At 44.9% G+C, this 23,348-nt stretch carries 22 protein-coding genes; 7 read left to right on the top strand and 15 right to left on the bottom strand.

Annotated elements, in window-relative coordinates:
• Positions 1-32: 32 nt before the first annotated feature.
• Complete coding sequence (locus IC230_RS12685; RefSeq protein WP_191039400.1) at positions 33-686, bottom strand: hypothetical protein; 654 nt, start codon at positions 684-686, stop codon at positions 33-35.
• Between the two features lie 408 nt (positions 687-1,094).
• Between IC230_RS12685 and IC230_RS12690 the strand changes: the two genes are divergently transcribed.
• The 6 genes from IC230_RS12690 to IC230_RS12715 all read left to right on the top strand — a co-directional run bounded on the left by IC230_RS12690 (position 1,095) and on the right by IC230_RS12715 (position 4,272).
• Positions 1,095-1,301 carry a helix-turn-helix domain-containing protein gene (locus IC230_RS12690; protein ID WP_191039401.1) on the top strand — a complete coding sequence of 69 codons (207 nt, stop codon included), beginning with the start codon at positions 1,095-1,097 and terminating at the stop codon, positions 1,299-1,301.
• 161 nt (positions 1,302-1,462) lie between these two features.
• Complete coding sequence (locus tag IC230_RS12695) at positions 1,463-1,837, top strand: hypothetical protein (protein WP_191039402.1); 375 nt, start codon at positions 1,463-1,465, stop codon at positions 1,835-1,837.
• Entirely contained in the window at positions 1,830-2,147 is a 318-nt protein-coding gene (locus tag IC230_RS12700; RefSeq protein ID WP_191039403.1) for a hypothetical protein, read from the top strand. Before IC230_RS12695 ends, IC230_RS12700 begins: the two co-directional genes overlap by 8 nt.
• Entirely contained in the window at positions 2,140-2,907 is a 768-nt protein-coding gene (locus tag IC230_RS12705) for an antA/AntB antirepressor family protein (RefSeq protein WP_191039404.1), read from the top strand. The genes IC230_RS12700 and IC230_RS12705 overlap by 8 nt, the downstream gene beginning before the upstream one ends.
• On the top strand, positions 2,907-3,257 hold the full coding sequence (locus tag IC230_RS12710; RefSeq protein ID WP_191039405.1) for a YopX family protein: 351 nt from the start codon (positions 2,907-2,909) through the stop codon (positions 3,255-3,257). The genes IC230_RS12705 and IC230_RS12710 overlap by 1 nt, the downstream gene beginning before the upstream one ends.
• Before the next feature lie 301 nt (positions 3,258-3,558).
• The gene (locus tag IC230_RS12715) at positions 3,559-4,272 is read left to right on the top strand and encodes a GIY-YIG nuclease family protein (RefSeq protein WP_191039406.1); all 714 of its coding nucleotides are present in this window, start codon (positions 3,559-3,561) and stop codon (positions 4,270-4,272) included.
• A gap of 104 nt (positions 4,273-4,376) precedes the next feature.
• Here IC230_RS12715 and IC230_RS12720 read toward each other — a convergent pair whose 3' ends face one another.
• The 14 genes from IC230_RS12720 to IC230_RS12780 all read right to left on the bottom strand — a co-directional run bounded on the left by IC230_RS12720 (position 4,377) and on the right by IC230_RS12780 (position 20,193).
• On the bottom strand, positions 4,377-9,197 hold the full coding sequence (locus tag IC230_RS12720; protein ID WP_191039407.1) for a hypothetical protein: 4,821 nt from the start codon (positions 9,195-9,197) through the stop codon (positions 4,377-4,379).
• Positions 9,198-9,382: 185 nt separating this feature from the next.
• On the bottom strand, positions 9,383-9,754 hold the full coding sequence (locus IC230_RS12725) for a hypothetical protein (RefSeq protein WP_191039408.1): 372 nt from the start codon (positions 9,752-9,754) through the stop codon (positions 9,383-9,385).
• 12 nt (positions 9,755-9,766) lie between these two features.
• On the bottom strand, positions 9,767-10,981 hold the full coding sequence (locus tag IC230_RS12730; RefSeq protein ID WP_191039409.1) for a hypothetical protein: 1,215 nt from the start codon (positions 10,979-10,981) through the stop codon (positions 9,767-9,769).
• Between the two features lie 18 nt (positions 10,982-10,999).
• A complete protein-coding gene (locus IC230_RS12735; protein ID WP_191039410.1) occupies positions 11,000-11,233 on the bottom strand; it encodes a hypothetical protein in 234 nt (77 codons plus the stop codon).
• Positions 11,234-11,237: 4 nt separating this feature from the next.
• Positions 11,238-15,482, bottom strand: coding sequence for a tape measure protein (locus tag IC230_RS12740; RefSeq protein WP_191039411.1), 4,245 nt, complete (start codon positions 15,480-15,482; stop codon positions 11,238-11,240).
• Between the two features lie 309 nt (positions 15,483-15,791).
• Positions 15,792-16,142, bottom strand: a complete 351-nt coding sequence (locus IC230_RS12745; RefSeq protein WP_191039412.1) for a hypothetical protein — start codon at positions 16,140-16,142, stop codon at positions 15,792-15,794.
• A complete protein-coding gene (locus IC230_RS12750; protein ID WP_191039413.1) occupies positions 16,121-16,540 on the bottom strand; it encodes a HEPN domain-containing protein in 420 nt (139 codons plus the stop codon). Before IC230_RS12750 ends, IC230_RS12745 begins: the two co-directional genes overlap by 22 nt.
• 222 nt (positions 16,541-16,762) lie before the next feature.
• Entirely contained in the window at positions 16,763-17,716 is a 954-nt protein-coding gene (locus tag IC230_RS12755) for a GIY-YIG nuclease family protein (RefSeq protein WP_191039414.1), read from the bottom strand.
• Positions 17,713-18,063: an HNH endonuclease gene (locus IC230_RS34775; protein ID WP_394355489.1), complete on the bottom strand. Its 351-nt coding sequence runs from the start codon at positions 18,061-18,063 to the stop codon at positions 17,713-17,715. The genes IC230_RS12755 and IC230_RS34775 overlap by 4 nt, the downstream gene beginning before the upstream one ends.
• Positions 18,064-18,065: 2 nt before the next feature.
• Positions 18,066-18,227: a hypothetical protein gene (locus IC230_RS12760; RefSeq protein ID WP_191039415.1), complete on the bottom strand. Its 162-nt coding sequence runs from the start codon at positions 18,225-18,227 to the stop codon at positions 18,066-18,068.
• 114 nt (positions 18,228-18,341) lie between these two features.
• Positions 18,342-19,109: a Rha family transcriptional regulator gene (locus tag IC230_RS12765; protein ID WP_191039416.1), complete on the bottom strand. Its 768-nt coding sequence runs from the start codon at positions 19,107-19,109 to the stop codon at positions 18,342-18,344.
• Positions 19,102-19,422 (bottom strand): hypothetical protein, encoded by a 321-nt coding sequence (locus tag IC230_RS12770; protein WP_191039417.1) that lies wholly within the window; start codon positions 19,420-19,422, stop codon positions 19,102-19,104. The genes IC230_RS12765 and IC230_RS12770 overlap by 8 nt, the downstream gene beginning before the upstream one ends.
• Positions 19,412-19,780 (bottom strand): hypothetical protein, encoded by a 369-nt coding sequence (locus IC230_RS12775; RefSeq protein ID WP_191039418.1) that lies wholly within the window; start codon positions 19,778-19,780, stop codon positions 19,412-19,414. The genes IC230_RS12770 and IC230_RS12775 overlap by 11 nt, the downstream gene beginning before the upstream one ends.
• 209 nt (positions 19,781-19,989) lie before the next feature.
• The gene (locus tag IC230_RS12780; RefSeq protein WP_191039419.1) at positions 19,990-20,193 is read right to left on the bottom strand and encodes a helix-turn-helix domain-containing protein; all 204 of its coding nucleotides are present in this window, start codon (positions 20,191-20,193) and stop codon (positions 19,990-19,992) included.
• A 530-nt stretch (positions 20,194-20,723) separates the two neighbouring features.
• Between IC230_RS12780 and IC230_RS12785 the strand changes: the two genes are divergently transcribed.
• On the top strand, positions 20,724-23,036 hold the full coding sequence (locus IC230_RS12785; protein ID WP_191039420.1) for a GNAT family N-acetyltransferase: 2,313 nt from the start codon (positions 20,724-20,726) through the stop codon (positions 23,034-23,036).
• The last annotated feature ends 312 nt before the right edge of the window (positions 23,037-23,348 follow it).

Consider the following 23,348-nt stretch of genomic DNA (forward strand, 5'->3'; position numbering starts at 1 on the left):
ACTGTTGGCTTTTAGGAGTCAGTTAGGGGCAATTACAGGCGTTTTATCTCTATATGGGCATCATATACTCTTGAATTTGCTTTACTTCTAATTGCAAAGGTTGAGTAACTCCCTGTTACGTTCAGTATAACATTAGCGATTTGCGTTGTGATTATACTAGATATTGCCCCACCGGGTATTTCAACTCCATTGTACTCAGCGACTAATGACAAATTGGATCCGCCGAGTACAATCGTATAGGTTACATGGTAAAGGCCCGGTCTAGAAAACGTAAAAACAGAGTTGCCAGCAGGATTGAGTGTTATATCTGACGAAAGCTGTTGAAAATCAGGGAAATCTAGTAAAGCCCCATTCGCTATATCAGCTGGTAGTACCCGTTGTGCAAAGGCATAACTTGGGACTATAGCTGCGGTTAGCTCAGCCTCGGTAACTAACCTTTGCCAACTCCCCTGTTTGAATAGATAGTAGCCTAAAGGAGATTCATTCTGATACACCATTAACCCCTCAACCGGATTCGGAATGTTAGTTCGTTGTTGGGCACTCATGCGGGGTGGTAGTAAGCCTCGTTGTGTAGACACTACATCGAGCTGAGCCGACGGGTCGGGAATAATGGTTCCAATGCCAACTTGAGCATAGGCCGTTATAGTGAGTAGCAATAATAAAGGGGTCAGTAAATGGTTTTTCATATTTTAGAGCGGTTAAACTGTCGTATACGACAAACTATTAAAGTTGCTCATGATGTAAACTACTCCTGCTAAACATTGAGTAAATAAAATTCAAATGTCAAACGGAAAGCTGCTCACAAACTTTACAGACTAATTCACGGATCAATAAGAAATTTGAATAAAAAAGCAATTTATCGTTTAATGCTATGGAATTGTTTTCTTTGGAAGGAGCTCAAGTGTCAGAGGAAAATATTCAAATTTAACTTATTTAGGAGGCTGGTATAGTCTTTTAAGAGAAATTGATTAAGCGGTTATGGTTAACCGAATAAACCATTCTCTCAAAAGTGTATGCAACTTCTACCAAATACGGTAATCTTTCCAAAATATGTTAGTAACATTTTGTAAGTTTATACCAACAACGGAGTGACTATGACAAATGTAAAAATGAGAGTTGGCCATTTGATACGAGAGGCTCGTAAGGCGAAGGGACTAACTCAGAAAGAACTGGGGGCGAAACTGGGCGTTTCAGAGTCAACCTTTAATCAGTATGAATCTGGTAAGCAGAACCTTACCATTGAAACACTTGAGAGAGTAGCAAACGCTATCGGAGTAGATATAAAGGCTTTAATTAACTAATATTTTTTTACTTAAACACTTTGGATATATCTTAAGTTTTACTAATATTGTAATGCAGTTCAGGCCGAAAATCGGTTTAGCTACAAACGAAGAACCCCAACGATTCAAACTTGGCGGTAGGAACGTCGGGGCTTCGTGATCACTTTTAACAGTTCGTTACTATGAACACGGATGCAAATTACCGTGGTAGGAATTCTTATGCAAATTCCTCTCCACAAACGGCCCAAAGCGGCCCCAATCCACCCTTATCGCCGGATGACTGGCAACCAGTACACGCCGATGTGTACGCCATACAAACCGACCTGCTTCGGGTGGTAGATGAGTTTCTTTGTGGGGTCAGTCCAATTCAGGCCATCAACAATCTCCTTGAATACTGGCTAATAACCTCCGCGCCTGATCTAACCAAAACGGTAAACAATCGACAGATTAGCACAGCGCTCGATTTAGTGAACTTCCTGGACAAACTTAGGGACATTAACGAAGCACTACGTACCGAAACGAGCGCTTTTGATGAAAAGGAGGTGAGTCGTGGATAAGAAATTCAGCGACAAGGCTTTAGTCGAACGTCAGGCAGTATTAGAAAAGGCGGTAAAGGATTTAGTTGTCGAGTCGGACCTTTCCGATAATCTCGAGGAAATCTCAAGCGCCTTTTATTCGCATTTTCTGTTTATGGTCGATGCTGACCCCGAACGTGATGTGGATCACACCAAAGTATTCGAGCTTCGCGAGCATCATATTTCCAGTCTGTTTTCTACGTTACGGCTTATGGTTAGGCTGGCGGCAATTTATGAAGCCTATGACCGTGTAGACAACATGCGCAAATTGCAGGAGGTGGGCTGTGAATGAGTTGATAACCATCTCGACGGGGGGGCAAGGTTCGCCCGTTGTTTCTGCTCGTGAATTGCACAGCTTTTTCGAGGTTAAGACTGAGTTTGCCAAATGGAGCAAACGCATGTTTGATTACGGCTTCACCGAGGGGCAGGATTATTCGCAGGTTATCGTCAAAAATGACGATAACCCCAATGGAGGGCGGCCAATGACCGACTACGCCTTAACGTTGGATTGTGCCAAAGAAATTGCCATGATCCAGCGCACCGAGAAGGGCAAACAGGCGCGGCAATATTTCATCGACAAGGAAAAGCAGCTTAACTCGCTGTTGGCCCCCGCCCCTCCATCTACGGAGCAGGTCTTGATGCAACTAGTTAGCCAAAGTCAGCAAATTCTACTGACGCAGGGGGAAATGATTGCCCAGCTTCGAGCCGACGTTGATCAGATTATGACAACGGGCTGCAAGCCAGTCAACCCAGGCCGGGCGGGTAGGCAGTTGTCTATGCCGGGCCTGCCCCGACCACGGCCGAGCGTCGGTACGTCCCCGTTACGTCAACTCATTCACACGCGGGTAGTGGAGTACTGCGGTTTCCACGACGCGACCACGCAGGAAACGTATACCTACCTCTATAAGCGACTGTTTGACGTGTACAGCATTAACGTATATAGGTTGACGCGAGCCGGTACGGAAAGCATGTTGGACGCCCTGGAGCGGTACGGGCATCTGGACAAAGTGTACGGGTTGGTAATGGCTGAACTAAGCTATTCGGAAGAGTAATGAACGGGCGCGTAATAAAGCTAAAAGCATGGGATAAAACAGGCCGGACATTTGTTCCGGTCTGTTCCCTGCCTGCCAACCCTGACCTGACAATCGTTCAGTTTACGGGCATCTACGATAAGAACGGGCGGGAGATTTGGGAGGGTGATATTTTGTACTGGCGGTGCTACGACCAGTCCGAAAACCGCGTGTACGAGTCATGGCATGAGGTGGTGTTTCAACATGGAGCGTTTGGGGTACTGGCCGGTGATCACGATCTGAATACGTTCAATGACGTAAATACGGGCGATCTGGTAGTTGGCAACGTCTTTGAAAACCCTAACATGATATGTTCACCACGTCGGAACTGATCAGAAAAATAAGACGCTTAGATGAATACGAAGCGTGGAAGCGGGCGGTTTTTATTCGGGACCGTTTCGCCTGTCAACAATGTGGTGCAAGGAACGGTCGTAAGCGAGTTATAGAGGCCCATCACCTAACGGAATTATCTACATTGGTAAGGGCAAACGGCATTACGTCAGTGGAGGAGGCCAAAGAATGTGTTGCCTTGTGGTCGCACGACCTAGGACAAACGCTGTGTCATTCATGCCACGAAAAAACTGAATCCTATCCTGTAAATTTTCGCAAACCAGTCAAAAAAAAGAAAAGGTCATGATAATAGCACACTATAATTTCCCCGGCATTTACAAGTTTACTAATAAAATAAACGGTAAGGTTTATGTTGGGCAGTCTGTAAACATTTGTAGGCGGTATTATACGCATGGATGCAAAAGTCAAGAAATGACATTTGGTTATGCCATTCGTAAGTATGGTAAAAAGAACTTTGAGTTTGAGGTTTTAGAGCGAGTTGACGACACGTCCCAGCTAAAAAACAGAGAGCAGTATTGGATGGATTATTACCAAAGCTACGAATCCGACAAGGGCTATAACATACTTAGACTAGCCACTGACGCAGGTAAGCGCGTAGGAAGAAAGGCCACAGAAAAGCAAATAGAGGCTACCAGAGCGCGAGGAAAGGCGCAGGTTGGCGAAAAGAATCCCATGTATGGCAAAAAACGTTCGGATGAACTTAAGGCGAAATTAAGTGCATACAGAAAAGGGGTTCCGGTCCCTGAATCGCGGCTTAAACAACTTATAGAGCATAATAAAGTTTTAGGTGCTGCCAAGCGAGTAAAAATAGATCAAATTGACCCTCAAACGGGCAAGGTTCTCAAGGTTTGGGAGTCAGCTCGAAAGGTGGCCGAAGCATTGGGCATTCACCGACAATCGATTCCTTATCGCTGTAGGGGCATCAACCCAAAAAATGGTAAGCCCTTCAATGATGATCTTTTCCTTGGTTTTCGCTGGCAGTTTCACGAACAATGATTACATAAAAGCCGACCTTACTATATGAAAGTCGGCTTTTTAATGCCTACCTATTTGCTATGCAAACTGTTAGTATGACAACTATCTGTACAGCCCCGTAGCATTTAGAATACATTTTGCCAATCGCCTTTTACGTACCAATATATTTCTGATCGGATAAGCGTTACCACGTGACCCGCTGCCATGTCGTAATCGACATAGCCACGCACAATATTGCGAAGCGTCACCTGTCCGTTTACCCGACTGTGAATGATGGTGATTTCTTTGCCATTGCCAACGGGTTCGCCCGAAAATGTAACAATTGATCGACTTGTACCAGAGCTGGGATAAACGTCAATTACGTCAAATAAAGAAGGGTTTACAGTTTCGCTAAATCCTTTGATGTAATACGTTCTTCTACCGTTCAATAGCGCATCACCCAACCGCGAAGAACCCACTTCTGCATCAATAGCGAGGTTTATTCCCCCGCTTGCTGTGTTGGCTCCGCTAGCCTTAAATACGGCCGAGGTTACGTTAGATGTACTATTGGGTGGCTGTATGTTCTCAAAACGAGCTACAGCATCCAGGCCCGTTGAGGGGGCATAGACAACACTACCAATTGCAACAAACTTGCCCCCATTCTCGATTTTAATGGCTGCGTCGGTATTGTCGCCTTCATTGGTGAGGTAGGCATCTTGTATTTTTAAGCGGCCAATTTTTCCGGCTGTGGCCACCATCGACCCGTCACTATGCACCCGAAACGGTGCCGTTGCGCGTCCATTATAATCAGCACCCGCATAAATACGTACAGTAGAATCGGATGGACTAAGGGCCCCGGCAAAACCTGCTTGCCCTTGAATGTTCTGACCATCAGGTGTATATCCTGTTGCTTCGAGCCTAAACCGAACGAACACTTCTCCTGATTGACGAACCATAAACGGGGCAATGTCCCGATTTTCAAAGGATGCTCCCGCCCAAATTCGCGTTTTAGCTGCCGACCGATCAACGCCAGTTATGCCAGCTTGAATCGAGCCGTCACTGCCCGCTAATTGAATTGTTCCCGATGTGACAATGCCCCCATTAATCGCAGTTTGAGTATTGTCGTAATTGACGGCAACCACCCAATCAATCATAGCGAACGCTTGCCCGGCCGCTTTATTGGCAATACTACGCAGCAAGCCTCCGCCCGCCCCCTGGGTCCACAAATCCCCGATTTCGTAAGGGGGGTAGGGTGTGGCGCTAAAGTGCGTTACTTTTCCGTCAACGGCACTTTTGGCCTGAGATGCCAGCTCCAGCGCAGCAATAGCGTCTTTATCATAGACTTGTAGCCAGGTATTGTCATTTCCATTATAAACGAACATCTCCTTGGACGTAGGCTTATACCAGATATCGCCACTATGCTTGGTTCGATCGGCTACCGGCCATATAGCCGGGTTTGCGTCCTGAAACCATATCTCGATCTTTCCGTCAATCTGAGCCTGCAACCCGTTTACCGTCTGAGTAAACGGTGTATAGACCGATCCAATAAAGGCTTGAAGCGCTGAATCATCGGTATACTTAGCCGCCACCACCCAGTCACTGGCATTGAACGCCTGACCTGCCGCCCGGGCCGTCACAGCCCGGAGAATATCGCCCCCAGGACCCTGCATCCAAATGTCGCCAACGTCGTACGGTGCGTAGGGAGTAGCGATGAAATTTCGTCGTTTACCATCAGCGGTATCCTGCGCCTGATTGGCAATGCCAAAAGCCGCCAGCGCATCCTTATCCTGGATCGGCTCCCAGCTATTCGCCCCCGCATTATAGGCAAACAGCTCTTTCGTATCGTTTTTGTACCAGTAATCACCCGCGTGGGTGTTACGTTCATCTTCAGTCGTCCAGTTAAGTTTTGGATCGTTCGGACCAAACCAAGCGTCGAACCGATTATCCAGCTGCGTCTGTACGCCCGTCACAAACGGATTATAGACCGCATTGACAAAGTTTATGATCGCTTCGTCACCTGTGTATTTTCCCGCCTTTGTAAAATCGGAAGGGCTGTAGGATTGCCCAGCAACTTTACCGACGACACACATCATAATGTCACCACCAGCCCCCTGCGCCCATAAATCGCCGGGCTGGTAGGGTGGGTAGGGCGTCGTCTGAAAGACCGTCCGCTTGCCATCCGCCGTATCTTTAGCCTGCGATGCCAGCGCTGCGGCTTCGAGTGCCTGTTTGTCGAGAATCTCCAGCCAGCTATTATCATAGCCGTTATAAGCAAACAGTTGTTTGGTAGAGGCTTTATACCACCAGTCACCACTATGAGCAAGCCTTTCCGATGCTGGCCACGTATTCGGTTCGGTATCCTGATACCAGGTTGTGATCTTTCCGTCGATTTGCGCCTGTAATCCATTTACGGTTTGCGTGAAGGGATTATAAACGACAGTAATAAATGCCTGAAGCGATGAGTCGTCGGTATATTTTCCGGCTTTGACCCAATCACTAAGGGAATAAGCCTGCCCAGCTAATTTTGCTGTGACGCATACCATAATTTCGCCTGACGCCCCCTGAGTCCACATATCGCCGACGTCATAAGGTGCGTGGGGCGTTCCTGTAAACACCCGGCGTTTGCCATCCGCTGTATCCTGAGCCTTTGATGCACTTTCAAAGGCCGCCAGTGCATCCTTATCATAAATGGGTAGCCAGGTATTCGCATAGCCGTTATAGGCAAACATTTCCTTGAATGTAGGCCTGTACCAGATATCCCCAGAATGCTTCACCCGATCGGTAGCTGGCCATGTATTCGGATCGACATCCTGAAACCAGATTTCAACCTTTTCGTCAAGCTGGGATTGATACGTTGTTACGACTTCGGAGAAGTCCGCCAACTCCTGAGAGACCTCGTCGATTGTGCCGGTACTGCCATCCGGCTTTCTAAACTCGATTCGACCTTTGATAATACCGCTATCCAGGTCGAATGAGGTTTGACCATCCGCCGACTGAATAACACCCGTAGTAATATATCGGCCGTTAATGATCGTGAAACCGTACGTCAAGTGAATACGACGTACCCCGTCCGGTCCCACACTGTGAAGCATACCCACTAGAAACCGGTGGTAAATTGGATGCGAATCAACCGTTACGCCCGTCGTGAAGAATTGAAAACCTGCTTCATTGTAATTTGTCTTATTCGCTTCGACGTAGATGAAGCGAAGTTCATTGTCATTGATCGTGAACGTCTGGGCCGGTATCTGCCACGTCTTGGGCGTGTCTTCAATCGTTAAGTGGGTGAGCGTTCCGTTGCTGACATGCACTACATTGGGGTTGCCGCCAACATTGGGTGTCACCGTTACGTTGAGAATAAATTGCTGTGACCGCGTACCGACGCTGAGCATCATCGTTTCAATGCTCAGCGGCTTAATTTTCTCCGGATCAAAATAGCCGTCGGGATCGAATACGTTTTTGTATAGCTCCTGGGCCACCCGGTAGGACTCCTTCGCTGACCGGGCATCGCGCAGATCGTTGATCTTGATGATGCGCTGAACCGTGTTGCGCTCGTTGAGTTGCCGATAAATGATTGATACGTCGAAGCTATCGCCAACGTCCAGGGTGTACTTGTAGTGGTTGATCAGGTCGCGCTTGAAGCCAATCACCCGGCTACCGCCTTCGATCTGAAGGTCCGTATCCAGAATGGTAACCGTATCGCCCAGGCCAAACCAGTTGTGAATCGTTCCGGGCGCAACCCGGTCCGCCAGATACAATTGATCCAGGGCGATCGTGTACTGATTGCGGGGTTTTCCGTTCGCATCCAGATACGCCTGCCCCGCTGCCTGTAGTTCAGCCTCGGCGCTATCGACGTAGGATTGCGGCATGAGAATGTCCAGCAGCACGTACGTATCCCCCGCTGCGATAGCGAACGCCCCTGCCGCTGGATACGTCTGCCCGTTATCCTCCAGTTTATCCAGCACGAACGTTTTGCTACTGGCAGTGTATTTATTCACCGTAAACTCATAGCCGGTTAGCTTACCCGTCTTAAAGCTCACTTTCGCGGTTTGACCAGGCAATAACTGGGCGTTGAGATCGAAATTCATGCCCGAATCGACAAACGTGAACACATCGGCGCCGAGCGCTGTTACCGTACCCGTCCGGCGGGGATAGATGTCGGGAAATTCTTTGTACTGCTCAATCAGCCCAAAGGCCGCTTTGGTGGTGGCATTCTCCAGAAAGTTATTCGGCCGGTTGGCGAAGACCAGCTTACCCGCATTGCTTCGGTAGGCCGTAGGTATGTTTTTGCTTCCGCCCTCAACGTAGAGCCGGGTGAAAAAGCCGGTATTGGAAACGATCTGGCGCTTGATTTCCGTGCCGCCTTTGGCCTGACCGAACTGAAACACGTGGGGTAACACAACGCCCGTTGTCCCCACGAATAGTTCTCTACCCGTACCGTTGTATTCAATCCGGAATTCGGTTTGAAACTCCGAGCATAAGCGCTGGAGCACGGCCAGACAATCTTCGTTGTTGAACGATAGGGTTTTTTCGGTCGTAGTAATCACATTGCCCAGTGACCAGGTGGGAAGCGCCCGGGCGATATTGGTCATCAGCACCCCAATGAACACCGCCAGGTTGCCCGTTAGCGAAAACGCGCCACCCGTGTTGAAGCCAGTCAGATCGGCCGACAGGTATTGAACGCGCTGAAGCGAGTACTGCGCCCCCTGAAATTCAAGATCATAGCGAAACTTATTCTCAGATAACTTCGTGCCAACGGGCTTGCTGTTCAGGGTGTAGGTTTCCCCAAACACCTCCAGGTAATCGCCAATATTGAAAATGAGCGGCCCCGCCGAGTTGACGGTAATGGCAATCGTGTCTTCCCCCAGCAGCCGCTTGTTCTGCTCCGCTTTTTCGACGGTACGCGCTATTTCGTAGCCAAACAGCGGCAACTCACCTCCCGAGCTATTTTTGACAATGATCTGATCCATTACGACTTGCTTAACCCACTAATAATCACTATACTTGAATCAGTTTTTGATACCTGTTGGCAGTCGCCCATACAGCATCGAATTTAAATCAACCAAACGACATGAAACGCTAACTTGCCTCCGCTAAGAAAAGCCAAAGGGCTATTTTAGACATCTCATAAAAGCCCGCCGACGAGTGGGCTTTTCTAGTTTTTCAGGGCCAATACCCAGTTGCTTGGGCGAAAGCACAATGGTTTATTTCGAGCCTTTATGCATCTGCGCAAATGGAGCCCGTCAGCCCATAAGTCATTTTCTTTATAGGGCGGATAGGGGGTAACTACGAAAAATGTTAGACTTTCGGCAGTGGGATTGATTAGTACTGTCGCCCTTTTAAATGCTTCCAGTGTTTCTTTATCTTCAATCGGCAACCATAGCTTTTCTGTGGAATCCCAAACAAATAGTTCTTCTGATTGAACCCTGAACCAGTAGTCTCCACTTGATAGGGCGGTATTACTTCGTGGGTCGTTTTCAGAAAAAAAGCACTCAATACGCCCTTCAATAGCTTCTGCGGTTTCCATATAGTTGATTGGTTAGAACTTATCGTAGATGGTTTGCGCGTTACTCGAAAAACTGGTCAGCTTCTCAATCACGCCCGTGACACTGATATAATGATCACCCGACGAATTGTAGTTATGCGTCCGGGTAACATTACTACCGTACACGTCTTTGCTGGGCGTAGAGTTGTCACCCCAGTAGATGTTCATCGGCGTAGGAGAAGACAGCGTAATGCTCACCTGCCCGGTACCGGAGAATTTGAGTACCCGTTTGACGGGTTCAGGCTCCAATAGATTCAAGGTAAACGTAGCCGTCAGGTTGCGCCAGTCAATTTCCTCATCAATGCTTTTCATGGCTACCACCTCATACACCAGCACGACGGTGTTGTCCATGATCCGCATCAACCGGCGAAAACCGGGCTTAACAAACAACTCGCGAAAGGCCCGAATTTTGTTGGTGAACTCAGTAGCAGAAATGCCGTAGCAAAAGCAGAGCAGGGTAATTTCGCGGGCTTCGTAGCGCGGACTGCCTAAGTCCATCACCAGGCCGTGCGCCCCCGCCCAGTTCATCATCAGGGGTTCTTTGAGGTGCAGATTACCCAGCATACCGCGCGATTTGGTGACGACAACGCCCATGCTGCGAAAGTTTATGCCGTCTACGTAATACGTATTAGTCATGTAAGAAGGATTTTGGGGGTCCGTGGGATCGGTTGGATCAGTTGGCAGGCCGTCATCAACGATCTGATTATAGATTAGCAGATCTTCCACCGTCGCGTTGCCGGTATAGCTGGTGGTCACGTCATTGATCACGGCAACGCCGATGGGTTTTCCCCAGCCCGAAGGAAATAGTTGCACATCCGTGTTGTGGCCGTTGACGTACGCCCGCGCCCGGTCGGCTTCCTGCTGAATGACCAGGTACGACCAGATGGTTAGGGGGGACGCCAGGTCCAGATACAGCACTCTATTCTCGCCCGCAAACACGAACAGACACCAGCTGGCCCCCGGACCCGTGGCCGTTATTTCCGCTTTGATCCACAGGCTCATGGTGAAAATGCCCGATAGTGGCACGATGGAGCTGGCAATCTCGGCGTAACCGTCGGCATTGAGCCGGGCCGCCCGGTGATTACGTCCCACAATGAAATTACCGTCCACGACCTGGGCGTTGTGGTGACCCGGCGCGTAGTCCTGCGCCACGGTCGACCCCGGCGTTTCGTTGAAGGGAATATCCAGTATGGGTGTCGGTGTCGGCATCGCGGATTGCTTAATTCACTATCGTAATGGTACTTGCTTACCTTCTTTGGGGAAACCACGATCATCATTACCTACTTCAATGTAGGCGACTGGTCGAAATCGAGGGGAGTAGTCTTCCAATTCGCTCGTACGCAAAAATTCCAGCGTATTAGGAGACGTGGTTGAATAATACTTGCCTTCCTGTTCGTCGAACATTAGCGCGATGACGCCCGTATCGGTTCGTTTACAAATGGGTTGCTTTTCCTTTTTCATAAGATTATTTATACGTTCCGGCTAGGATGCCCCCTTGGTACATCCGGTCCAGTCGGTCACTGATGGAGGTAAGTTTGACGTTGGTTTCTTCCAGGCGGGCCGTGTTGCGCTCGATGCCCGCCAGATACACAATGGATTGCTGCATACGCGTATCAATTTGCGCCTGCGTAATCCGAATGGCAGTGATGTTGCCCGCCAGGATCGAAGCGGTTTCTTCAGTGACGCCTTTGATGCTTCCGGTAAGGGACGAGGATGACGATTTGTCTTTTGGATTTTTCAGCACATCGAACCCTGAACTTTGTGCCTGATCTTTGAGATCTTTTAAGCCCTGATTAAACAACTGCACTGCTGGGGCAGCTTCTTTGAACAGCTTGGCAAAATCATCATCGAACCGTTGATCACCGCCGGGGGTAAGTGATTGTGTTATATCCTTTTCTAGCTGATCCAAGTACGGGCCAATGACTTTAGAAAACAGTAGGTTTGTTACCAAGCTCTCAAGTAAATCTTCGACGGACGACTTAAAAGCAAGTGCGGCATCGGTTCCCTCTTTGAAAGCATTGACTAGACCGTCCCGCAGCGAATTTCCAAAGCCTCCCGCCAGTTCACCCACCACTGCTTTTACCTTCTCCTTTGCTTCCTCCATTTTTTTGGTCCAAGCAATGGTATCTTGTAATAAAAGTTTGGTTGATTCGTCAATACGGTTGTTCTGAATTAAACTTTCCGCCAAGGCTTGATTTAATTCCTTTACGCCATTTCCGGTATCACGAATCAGATCGGGATAGGTAGCCAGTAGCGCACCGAATTCATCTTCCTTCTTTTTGCCTCCAAATAAACCGACTATAAAACCAACGCCAGCTCCAATGGCCGTACCGATGCCGGGTAAAATGGCCGTACCGATGGCGGCACCGCTAACGGCTGTCGTTCCGACATTTTTCCAGTCAACTACGTTGCCTTGTCCAACTTTGGCCTGACCATCATTGAGCCTCATCAATGATTCCTGATAGCCCTTCGTTGCGTCTTTTAGTTGATCAATTCCATCTTTGATTCGGCCCTGGTAATTCTTGACAAATACGTTTTCATTCCGCTCTGTACGGTTGCCGATTTGCTCATTTAAAAGTTGATTGTACTGTAGCTGTTGCCCGATGACCGACCGGTAATACTCTTGTTCACTGCGTTTCCGTTGCTCGTAGGCCGAGGCAATGGTTGATAGTATGGTAACGACTCCTTGAAGGCCAATATCAAGCTTTTGGGCATCGGTTAAATTCTCCTTTAAAGACTTAGTGAGTAAACCGATATTGGAGGCAACGCCAGATACGTAGCCGCCCAATGCTGTAAAGGCTCCACCTAAGTTTATTAGTGAGTCCCCAAGCTGATTAAGCGTTCCGATTAATTCGGCTACCCTGGCTAAGTCTTCGTCTTTTATAGATGCCTTTAGGTCATTGCGTTCTTTTAATACCTGCTGATATGTTCTGGTATTTGCAACCTTCTTTTCTGTCTCTAAATATTCGTTGAGTTGCGCGAGCCGTTTTTGCATAGCGGCCCGACCCGATTCCAATATGACTTGATCGAGTTTTTTATAGGCTTCTGATGCTTGCGCTGCTCGCTCATTAATTTCTTTTATCTCAGCATCATTGCCTTTGTTAATGTTATTGAGCGCGGTTTGATACGTGGAATTCTTTGCCTTTCCTCGGTATTGTAGTTCCAATGCGGCCCGTAGATCCGCATAGCGTTTGGTTATGGCCAAACGTTGCTGTTCTGCCCCGGTAACGTCTTGCAAATATTGGGCAAGCTGTTGTTTTAGTTGATCCTGGGCGGCAATACGGCGATTAGTAACTTCTTCCCGCTTATCGTAATCGTCTCTTGTGTTGGCTGGTTTTTGATCTAATTCGGCCTGTTTTTGCTTGAGTATTTCTAGATAATCAATCAGGCTGCCCGCTTCAACTTGCGCCTTTTCAAGTCCTTCCCGGAATACATCAAGACTCGTTTTTTTGCCCGTAACAGCGTTCCGCTCATCTAGTAGCGTCCCTAAATTTTTGGTTTCCTCTGCCGATAATTTACCGAAAGGCTGCTTACTTTCTAATTTAGAAATCTGAGAGTTTAGGTAATCGAGATACGAATCGCCCGACTTCTTCAGGTCGGCAAATTGTGCATCTGCTGACTCTTTACCGTAAGCTTCTATGAACTGCTGATAGACTGTGTACTTAGATTTCTTATCCGCCAATTCCTGATCGAATGACTCGATAGCATACTTCTTCCTGAGTTCTTCAACGTTGCGGTCAGCCTGGTATTTTTTTGCGCTCTGTTCGGCTATTTTACCCGTTTCAGTGGGTTTTGCCTTTTCAATTATTTCCTGCGCCTTTTTTGAAATTGCCTCCCAGTAATCAATACTACCATAGGGACCGATTTTGTCAGCCTCTTTAGCAGCCTTAATTTCTTCCTTGGTTAGCTTTCCGGTAATTAGTCGCTTCTTTCTTTCGAGTTCGTCAATTTCCGCTTGATAGCGAGCATTTTCCGCACCTGATGTAGATTTTTCGTACTGCGCCTTTCTAGTAGTCTCGATTAATTTATCGTAATACTGCTCTGTTTTAAGGATAGCCTTTTGTTTATCCCCTTCGCCCTTCGCCTTACTTTTTGCGGCCTCATCATTTAAGGCCATTTCTTTTTGAACTCTGACCTGTGTTGCTTTCTCGGCGGCAATTTCCTTCTGCTGCCGCTGCTTTAAAAGTGCTGCTTTACCTTTTTCGTAATCAAAACTACCCTCACCTGCTGCCGCAGCCCCCGCCAAGCTGAGTTTATCACCAATGCCTAATTCCAGCCCTTCGCCCCGCTCTAGAGCTTTTTGACGTTTATACGATTCATCAAATTTCTGAACTAACCGATCATTGTCAATCTGACGTTTGCGAGCATCGATGTAATCATTGATTGATTTAATCGATTCTTTCGTCTTGCTATTTTCAAGCGTTATTTGATTGAGGTGTTCGGGGGCAATGGCAATTAAGTCCTTTAGTGCCTTGTTACGAGCATCACGACTTAATTTTTCGTTGTTGATGGTACGCCTAAGAAGTTCGATCTTGGATATCTCCCCATCGGCTGCGCTGGCTGCCTGCGAACGAGCGTCCTTAATAGCTTCTTCCGCTTTTTGGGCATCGGTCAATTCTCGCTTGTATAAAGCAACGGCGGCAACTAAACCGACTAAGGCAGCGGCTGCAACTGCATACAGGTTCGCGCCGGTCATCAGGTTGAAAAACGCCTGTGCGTCACCCGCCGACCGAATGCTGAGGGCTAGGTCTTTCCATAATCGTAGGTTGGTTACCGAAAGCGCGGTTGATGCGGTTTGGGCAACAGAGAGGGCAATAACAGCGGCTCGATACGTGCCGTATACACTCACAATCAGACCTAATGTTTGCAGTACGGGCTCGTAGTTAGCCACTAAGTAGGTTGCCCCCTTAATACTATCGGCTAAAATTCCCTCATTAGACTGCCCGATGCTGTTAAGCATCTTTACCCATTCATCCTTTAGCTGCGAGGTAAGGCCCGTTAAGGACTTGGTTTGTTCGGCCATCAGCCCGCCGAAATTGATTTTGCCGGTTCCGTCAACTAAACTATTTAAGGCCGTTTCAACGTCTTTGAAGCTGATCTTGCTATCCTCGGCTAATTTCTGTACTTCGGAATCAGCTACCTTAAACTGCGTGGCCAACTGTTGCAACAATGGGATTCCCGAATCCGTAAATTGTTGCAAATCCTTCGTCATTAGTCGCCCGGATGTTCGGGTGGTACCAAAGAGATAGGTCAACCTTTCCAGTGGCAAACCCATTCCCGACGCAATATCACCTAGCTTAGTCAGAGTTGGTATAACTTCTTCAGCAGCAAAGCCATAGGCTAACATTTGCTTTTGCGCCTTGGCGACCTCTTCTAATCCATAAGGCGTTTTAGTGGCAAATTCAACACCTTCCCGTAAAAAACGTTCTGCCTTTGCCTTACTGCCTAATAGGAGAGTAAATGCCGAATCCAGTTGCTGAAATTCGCCCCTTACACGAACAACCTGTTGCGCGAAGTCTCCTAATGCATTAAAAGAAAAATAGCCAGTCGCCAGCCTTGCCAATCGGGAAAATTGGTCGTCTAATTTATTCGTCTCTCTGACAACATTAGTTGTCATCGAGGTAATGCGACTCTCAATGCGATTGACAGCCTGCATTAACTGAGAGTCAGATATTACGGCGTCAAATGCGAGCGGTCCCGATGTGTTCATTTACGCTAGGAGTAGTCAATCACTCAAAGCATAAAAATAGTAAACAAGAGGGAATAAAACTTAATATAAATATCTGATTTCCAGTGCGTTAGCGCTGATTTTAGAGTAAAAAGTTATTAATAATAATCCGACTTTTCACTCAAGAGAGTAGCTTGCAATAAGTTGATTTGCAATAACTTAAAAGGGGAGGGGTGCTGCTTCGTGAAGCGGTTTGTGAAGCAATCCGCAAAGCAGCTTGTAAAGCAGAAAAAATATTACCGTTACGCTACTATAGCAGATAGTTGTCTTACTAATAGTTGTAAAAATTCCTTAATCCACCTCAACCAATTCAGGTTCAATATATAGTACTCTTTCGCAATCGCAGGATGTTCCCATTGTCGATAGGGTCACATATCGCTTTAATTCTTCTTTTGAATTGAATACACGTAGCGTTGCAATTTGCTTCATTTGCTCAACTGTCAAATGATTATACAGATAGCCCATTAACCCGCTCATTATGAGAAAGCAATTATCGTCCGTGAGTTCGGGCGTACTAACCGACAAGGTAAACAAACCCGTTGCCCCCTGCCCGTAGGTCGGCTCTAAATTGAAAAATTCAATTTCGGGTCTGTAAGAAGTTAAAACTTCTTTAATCATTCCTACCAATGCTGTCTTATCCATTGCATTAATATTTGTACCGACTCCAAAAAACTATCACACTTCTGTTTGCTGCAAGCAATTGGCTCATACCTCTTCACTTCGCTCCATCCGTCTGTCTGGCTGGTAATGTAACTATAAGCGGACTTTAATTTGGGGTCAAGCGTTTCGGCTAGCCCCTTGACAAACCCAGCGAATATTACAAGCTTTGAAAGTTTATGAGTGCGAAAATTACTCAGTTCACCATCCATGCCAGCATAAATTTCGTAATTCAAATGTGTAGATATAGCCGCCTTTAGTGCGCATTCAATGACATAGCCAGCTAGGTAATAAGCTCCGTCATATTTGCCAGCACTGTGTAAAACCAATGCTTCCTCTAGCCTCCTTTCCGCTATATCCTTGAACTCTAAACCTGTTGGCATACAGACTATATTGCACTAACGCTGCTGTGCTATCACAAGTATAACAAATTATTTACCATAAATATTTATACCATCTTCCTTTATTACCATCTTTTTTATCTCGTCATTCTGCAATATCATTTTCTTCACCATTATCAGTACATACATTAACTGTAATACCAGCTTTACATTCATACCAAAAAAAACGACCTCCAATGTCAATTAGAGGTCGTTTATGACTAGCTATGCGTATTGCCACCTAAAGCCGCCGTACGTACTTTTGGGTGTATAAAATTTTTTATTAACAGCGCACCACTTCGGTTTATTCGCACATGTTCTTCGTATTGCCTCTTTGGACAACCCAGGTAAACCATGAATAGAGCTAACACAGGGCCATACTTGGATAACTTTGCCGGTATCAATGTCTATCTGACAAACTGGCTTCTTTTGAGTTTCAATGTGTTTTCCTGCATTAATTGGCACAATAGCTGAAGCACCTTCTTTGGATACATGTTGCCATTCAAAGCCTTTACAAATATTGTTTCTACAAAACCATCGTTGTCTTGAAGGTGAATAGTAGCCGCCCTTACAGGCATATCCGATAGCGGATTCGGGTATGCCTAACTGCCTTTTTATCTCACTGCCGGAAGACCATACTTTAATTATCTTACCCGTTTTCAAATCAATCTGAGCAACAGGCTTACTTTTAGCGGCAATTTTTGCAAGCAAAGTCTGCTCGGAAACAGGCTTACCCTTCCTATCGTCAGATAGTTTTTTCTTAGCTGCCTCTGAATGACTCCTACCTAACCAGGGGTGCCCTATTTCTTCGCGTTGTTTTTTCAAGGCTGCCAATCCATTTGCCGTCTCCCAAGGTTCGCGCTTCCTTCCTTTGGTTGGGCTATTTACAAAAATTACAGTGTTATAGCCTTTATCTTTAGTATAGCTTTGATAGTAATCAAGCCAGTATTGCTCTTTGGCGTCAAGTTGCTCTATGTCATCTACTCGCTCTATGGCCTCAAACGAAAAGTTATCAACCCCGTATTTTTTTAAAGCCCTAGCAAAGTTAAAATCATCTTTCAAGCGCCGGTGTTGAAGGAATCGCTTATACATATTAATAGCCTGCCCAATATAAACTTTGCCGTTTAGCTTATTGGTAAATTTATAAATGCCTGAAAATTTACAATCAACTGGATTCATGCCTTTTTTCTCTTTTTCTTAACAGGTTTACGAAAATTGACGGGGTACGACTCGGTTTTCTCGTGACACGAATGACAAAGCGTAAGACCGTTATCAGCCGACCATAACGCAACACATTCCCTTGCTTGTTCTACTGAGGTAATATTGTGCAACGTAACTAGCGTTGACAATTCGACTAAATGATGAGCTTCAATGACCCGCTTTCGACCATTACGCGCTCCACACTGCTGACACGTACAGCGATCGCGTAAATGAACTGCCTTGACCCACTCCCTATACAGCTCTGAGCGTCGAATTAATCGGATAAGGGCAGTCTTACCACCCTTATCCTTCACCATTGACTGCATTATTAATACTCTGATAAAAGAGCCAATTCGTTTTCGATCTCTATGGCCTTGGCTTCACAGTACGCCTGTCCGCCTGACGAGGTGAGCTTTGTTTTGAGGTCTTGCCATTGACCAAGCTGCTGCGTTAATAAATCGCTGATTAAGTTGATTTCTTGGGTTTCCATATGTAGGATGATGATTAATATGATGTTGAAGGATGAGTTGATTAGCTGTTACAGCCAAAAGGAAAAAGGGTAGAGCCGCTAGAAAGTCCGAACGGGGCAGGAAGAGTTTTTTCATTATTCCTCCGAATAGCTTAGTTCAGCCATTACCAACCCGTACACTTTGTCCAAATGGCCGTACCGCTCCAAGGCGTCCAACATGCTTTCCGTACCGGCTCGCGTCAACCTATATACGTTGATGCTATACACATCAAACAGTCGCTTATAGAGGTACGTATAGGTTTCCTGCGTGGTCGCGTCGTGAAAGCCGCAGTACTCCATTACCCGCGTGTGAATGAGTTGACGTAACGGGGACGTACCGACGCTCGGGCGTGGCCGGGGCAGGCCAGGTAGGCTTAGTTGTTTGCCCAACCGACCCGGCTTAGCCGGTCTTTTGTTGTGCATGATCTGGTCAACGTCTGCCCGAAGCTGAGAGAGCATTTCCTCCTGCGTCAGTAGAATTTGCTGACTTTGGCTAACTAGTTGCATCAAGACCTGCTCCGTAGATGGAGGGGCGGGGGCTAACAGCCGTTTACGGGCATCGGCAAACGATTTAACTAGCACTGACTTAAATTCAACGACTCGCTTGGAGTTGCGACTTAGCGTACCAATAAACAAAGCCTGATCTTCGGTGAGTTGCGCCACTGATTCGGGCCGACCTTTCCCTGTTTCGATTTTTCGCGTTTCAAACGCGATTAATCCAAAATCTCGTTCGATGATTTCCCGATGGGTGCGAATAGTTTCCAGCAGGTTCTTGTGCTGAATATCCAGTCCAGCCGCGAAGTCCAGAGAGGAGACTACCAACGAACCTTGCTCATCCGTAGTAATACGAATTAGTTCATTCATGACCCACCTCCTTCCCTTCGGCTTCCTGTTCGTAAAAGTTCAACTCCCTCATGCCTACACCCAAATTGGAAAGGAAGGTGACTAGGCTTAGCATACTTTCCAGAAACTCGCGGTCGTGGCTCCCTTTAGAAAGATTAGCAGATGTTTCGAGCCATTTTAATAGTACGTGGTTTACTGACCAAATCGGGTTGAGTGTATTGCCCAGAAATTCCTCGATGTGACCAACGATGTGCATGTGAGCCGCTAATACATTTTTGTCTACCGTAACCAGATGGTCCGCGATTACAGGAGTGGGGGTAATGCTAGTTTCCACGGCTCACCTCCTTTTCTTTGGCAGTGAACTCAACATTGACTTGCAGCTCATAGAGCTTGGTTAGAAAGCCAATCAATTCCAGGACCGTATATAGCTGATTTTGGCCCGTCTGATTTTGGAGATTAGTAGACGGGGTGATCAGCCAAGCATAAAGCAAATCATTAATGGCCTGTATCGGCCCCGATACGTAGCCAATGTTAACGTAGTCGTCAACCAGGGCTAGTAGGGCCGACTGAGCAGCGTCAATAGTTTCTTGCCGGTTATCCGGCGTATCAGGGGAATTTGGGCCATTTTTGGCCGATTCTGTAGAAGTGGGTGCATAATTGCCCTTACCCACGTAACTTTGTCCCGTAGACATTTTAATGAAGGTTAGATTGTTCTACATGCCCCTTTGCTACTGTCGTCGAAAACTTAGCATTGGGGTTTTCTTTATCTTTTCAGGCTTCTACCGTTGGGCGGGGCAACCATATTATGGTACTATGCCACCGTTTTCGTGCCTAATGGATTATGTAAAGATAGTAAAATGTAACATTTGTCCAACATTATAGGTCAAAAAAATATTGGCAATCAAAAAAATGGCTTAATCTCAAGGCCCAATGCAGTTGCTACCCTCTCAAGTGTTTCAATTGTCAAGTTTTGATCGCCTTTTTCGTAACCATTGACTGTAGCGTGCGAAACCCCCAGTTTCTCCCCCAGTTCCTTCTGAGTTAGCCCCTTCGCTTTACGAGCCTCCCGAATCTGCTGCCCTACCCGTTGTTTAATGTCTGCCATTACTATAGTTAAGCCTATTATTAACAAATGTACAATATTGTGGAAGTTGGTATCCAATGTTGTAGAACTTTCTTGGATAGACCCTATCATTTTGAAGGAGTCTCCTGCACACTTTGTATAAGTTTCCAGAATTGAGCCAACGGACCAAAGCGTTCAATTCCCCTATTATGAAGCAGAAGGGAACAACATGAGATGCTAACATACCTTATAAGGATTCCACCTGTACATTTAGAAAATCCTCCCAAGATCGACCTGTATATTCTGTATTAGTCATTAAGCTTCAAGTCAAAATCAGTCTTGCGAAACACTACCGCTTAATCACTTCAACAGCCATTTTTAGGATAATTCATATACCAAGTGTTACTTTATTAGCAATAGGCTCAATAAATGGGCAATAACATTACACAATATATGAAAACAGTTGTCTGTATATTACCAAAGGCTTAAAATGCTCATTCGTATTTACAAGCATAGAATAGGTTTTATACCAAACTACGCTTTTTAAAATCCACACAACAAAAATAAAAGATATGTCAACTAATAAATCTCGAATCGAAGAGCAGAAAGATGAAGATAACTCATTCTTAAAATCGTTTTTCGACGATCAATTGGGCCTACTACTAACAATAGTAGGAAGCGTTCCAATATTAACTGATTATTTTAATATTATTCCACACCCCACTAAAATTACTGAAATTTCCGTTAGTGCCATTAACTTAGTTTCAGTTTTCATTTGCGGTATTCTAATAATTACAATTTACGGTGAGCGAAACAAATTAACTAATGCAAAAAAAGTACATATTGTCTTGTTGGGTTTTTTGTTAATGATCTTAGGTTTTTCGTTGTTATTGTTGTACACTTACAAAGGTTTCTTTTTTAATAATAATAGTATTTCCGTATATAGAGATTTAATTATACGGTTAGATTTTTGGATGGGAGGTTTATTAATACTTTTATCCTTGATAGTCGGTATTCTTTTGCTACTTTTTACAATGTATGCCACAATTTATGATTCTGGCAAAACTAAACAAAGACAAGAAAAAGAAAATTATTCGCAATCTGCAGAATTTACAAGAAACTTTATATCTTATAAGAAAACATTAAACTTCCTTATAATTGTTTCAATTATTGCTATTTTATATTTATCATTTCGTTCTATAATAATGCAATATTTTCCATATATCAATCCGGAAATAAAAATTAAAAGCCGTACAGTTTCGTTTATACATACACTTTTATATTTTGCTTATTATCCATTAATATTAATTGGTGCAGTTATTACTTTAAGTGTTATTCTCAAATCATATGAAGGTAAAAGAAATTTTTATCAAAACATCAATCGACTTAATAAGAATTTCTACAATCCAATTGAACGAATAGTCGAAAATTTGGCAAATTTTGAAATATGGTTTGATGCAAATGAAAAAAAAGACGTTGAAAACTTTTTGGAATCTTCAAACACCAAAGATTATTTTTTTTCTAAGAGAAATAGGCAAGAGCATGAACAGTTGTCGGGTAAGTGGGAAAGCTCTGCGGGAGAACTTTTTGCTGAAAGAGCACAACGTCATTTTCTTTGGAGGGCTATAAGGACTAAACTTAACCATTATGCACAGAGAATCGATCAACTGGGAAGCACTACAGGAAGAAACCTGACAGCTTCCGGTAATTTGATTGATGAAATTGTAAAAAAGCTACCATTCAGTGATGATACAATTAAGGAATTTAACGCTGTCAGTTGGAATGATTTGCTGTTTTGGCAAAGGCGTGGAGAGGAATACCTCTCTTGGAGTAAAGAAATGATAGACAAAGGAATTAAAGTTAAACGCGTTTTTCTCTTAAATAGTAGTAAGGATATAATTGGTAAAAATGATGATGATTTTAGGGATAATTTAGATGTATTATTTGATCAAATTATGGCAGGAATTCTTATTGGAATTTGCTACGTGGATTCAATAAAATCTTATGATGGTGGAACTTTTGCATCGGGGACAGAGTACGATTTTGGCTTCTTTCCAAATTTTGGTGTTACTTTCTTCGAAAAACCGCTTAGAGTTGGGGGCAGAAGTTTCAAAATGCTTTTCGATGAGGAAGCTATAAATAATTATTCGGAGTTTTTCAATAAAATACTAAAGGGTTGTGTATTTTGTTCTGATATAAATAACGGTTCATCTTGTTCAATTGAACAAATCAAAGAAAATGCAATCGATCGTATCAATGATCTTGCAAGATATTTAAAGGAAGAGGATTTTACAAGAGAAAAAATTTACATAATAGAAGAGGCAGTAAATAAAAGAGAAATTGATAATAATAAAAAACAAGACATAAAAAGCGAGAAATTAAATTTTGAAATATTGCCCACTGATATCGAATACATTGACACGATCATAGCTATTGAAAATGATGCTAAACATTTAATTCGATGTTGGGACAAAGACCGGCATGAGTTAGCCACAAAAGGTATAGCCGAACGGCATTTTTCAATAATTGATGTAACCGCAGGAACCGTTGTCGGTTATGCAGTTTTAACTAACATAAATGATGATGATCACAGTGTGAAATTGCAAAGAGTAGTTGTTAGCTCAACAAATCGCGAAAATGGTTATGGTTCGCAAATGCTTGATTACTTAAAACAAATTGTATTTGATGAAATGGGGATGCATAGATTTTGGTTAGAAGTAAAAGCTAGCAACAGAAATGGAATTTTGTTCTATACAAAGCAAGGATTTAAGGTTGAAGGATATTTAAGAGATAGCTTTTTAAATGGAGAAGAATATGAAACATTAGCGTTAATGTCATTACTTCGTAGAGAGTTTAAATATGAAAATGCAGATCAAAGAATGTGATTCCATTACTGTATATAAGTGCATACTAAAAGACAATATTAAGCCCTACCCACAACATTCCCCCTCCCTCAGCTTAATTACTCAGATCGGCACCTATCCCATTATAAAGCGTTCGAAACTAAACTCTCTACCCCGAAACGGGTACGTTACACCTGGACGGTTTCGGGCCGCCTATTGTTCGGATTGGCGATTTAAAGTTAATGCTGAGGAGGATTGACCAAGATGATCGTTGAAGTGATGATTATAGACTGCTTAAGTAGTCTAGTTTACTTCGAATGTACTGTGCGGCTAACGGATTCACTTGATTTGAGT

It is taken from the genome of Spirosoma validum (assembly GCF_014699035.1).
Taxonomy (GTDB): domain Bacteria; phylum Bacteroidota; class Bacteroidia; order Cytophagales; family Spirosomataceae; genus Spirosoma; species Spirosoma validum.

What these genes read in the sequence shown, in the direction of transcription:
- IC230_RS12685 (WP_191039400.1), bottom strand. Translation starts at nt 686, where the DNA reads ATGAAAAACCATTTACTGACCCCTTTATTATTGCTACTCACTATAACG.
- IC230_RS12690 (WP_191039401.1), top strand. Translation starts at nt 1,095, where the DNA reads ATGACAAATGTAAAAATGAGAGTTGGCCATTTGATACGAGAGGCTCGT.
- IC230_RS12695 (WP_191039402.1), top strand. Translation starts at nt 1,463, where the DNA reads ATGAACACGGATGCAAATTACCGTGGTAGGAATTCTTATGCAAATTCC.
- IC230_RS12710 (WP_191039405.1), top strand. Translation starts at nt 2,907, where the DNA reads ATGAACGGGCGCGTAATAAAGCTAAAAGCATGGGATAAAACAGGCCGG.
- IC230_RS12715 (WP_191039406.1), top strand. Translation starts at nt 3,559, where the DNA reads ATGATAATAGCACACTATAATTTCCCCGGCATTTACAAGTTTACTAAT.
- IC230_RS12720 (WP_191039407.1), bottom strand. Translation starts at nt 9,197, where the DNA reads ATGGATCAGATCATTGTCAAAAATAGCTCGGGAGGTGAGTTGCCGCTG.
- IC230_RS12725 (WP_191039408.1), bottom strand. Translation starts at nt 9,754, where the DNA reads ATGGAAACCGCAGAAGCTATTGAAGGGCGTATTGAGTGCTTTTTTTCT.
- IC230_RS12730 (WP_191039409.1), bottom strand. Translation starts at nt 10,981, where the DNA reads ATGCCGACACCGACACCCATACTGGATATTCCCTTCAACGAAACGCCG.
- IC230_RS12735 (WP_191039410.1), bottom strand. Translation starts at nt 11,233, where the DNA reads ATGAAAAAGGAAAAGCAACCCATTTGTAAACGAACCGATACGGGCGTC.
- IC230_RS12740 (WP_191039411.1), bottom strand. Translation starts at nt 15,482, where the DNA reads ATGAACACATCGGGACCGCTCGCATTTGACGCCGTAATATCTGACTCT.
- IC230_RS12745 (WP_191039412.1), bottom strand. Translation starts at nt 16,142, where the DNA reads ATGGATAAGACAGCATTGGTAGGAATGATTAAAGAAGTTTTAACTTCT.
- IC230_RS12750 (WP_191039413.1), bottom strand. Translation starts at nt 16,540, where the DNA reads ATGCCAACAGGTTTAGAGTTCAAGGATATAGCGGAAAGGAGGCTAGAG.
- IC230_RS12755 (WP_191039414.1), bottom strand. Translation starts at nt 17,716, where the DNA reads ATGAATCCAGTTGATTGTAAATTTTCAGGCATTTATAAATTTACCAAT.
- IC230_RS34775 (WP_394355489.1), bottom strand. Translation starts at nt 18,063, where the DNA reads ATGCAGTCAATGGTGAAGGATAAGGGTGGTAAGACTGCCCTTATCCGA.
- IC230_RS12760 (WP_191039415.1), bottom strand. Translation starts at nt 18,227, where the DNA reads ATGGAAACCCAAGAAATCAACTTAATCAGCGATTTATTAACGCAGCAG.
- IC230_RS12765 (WP_191039416.1), bottom strand. Translation starts at nt 19,109, where the DNA reads ATGAATGAACTAATTCGTATTACTACGGATGAGCAAGGTTCGTTGGTA.
- IC230_RS12775 (WP_191039418.1), bottom strand. Translation starts at nt 19,780, where the DNA reads ATGTCTACGGGACAAAGTTACGTGGGTAAGGGCAATTATGCACCCACT.
- IC230_RS12780 (WP_191039419.1), bottom strand. Translation starts at nt 20,193, where the DNA reads ATGGCAGACATTAAACAACGGGTAGGGCAGCAGATTCGGGAGGCTCGT.
- IC230_RS12785 (WP_191039420.1), top strand. Translation starts at nt 20,724, where the DNA reads ATGTCAACTAATAAATCTCGAATCGAAGAGCAGAAAGATGAAGATAAC.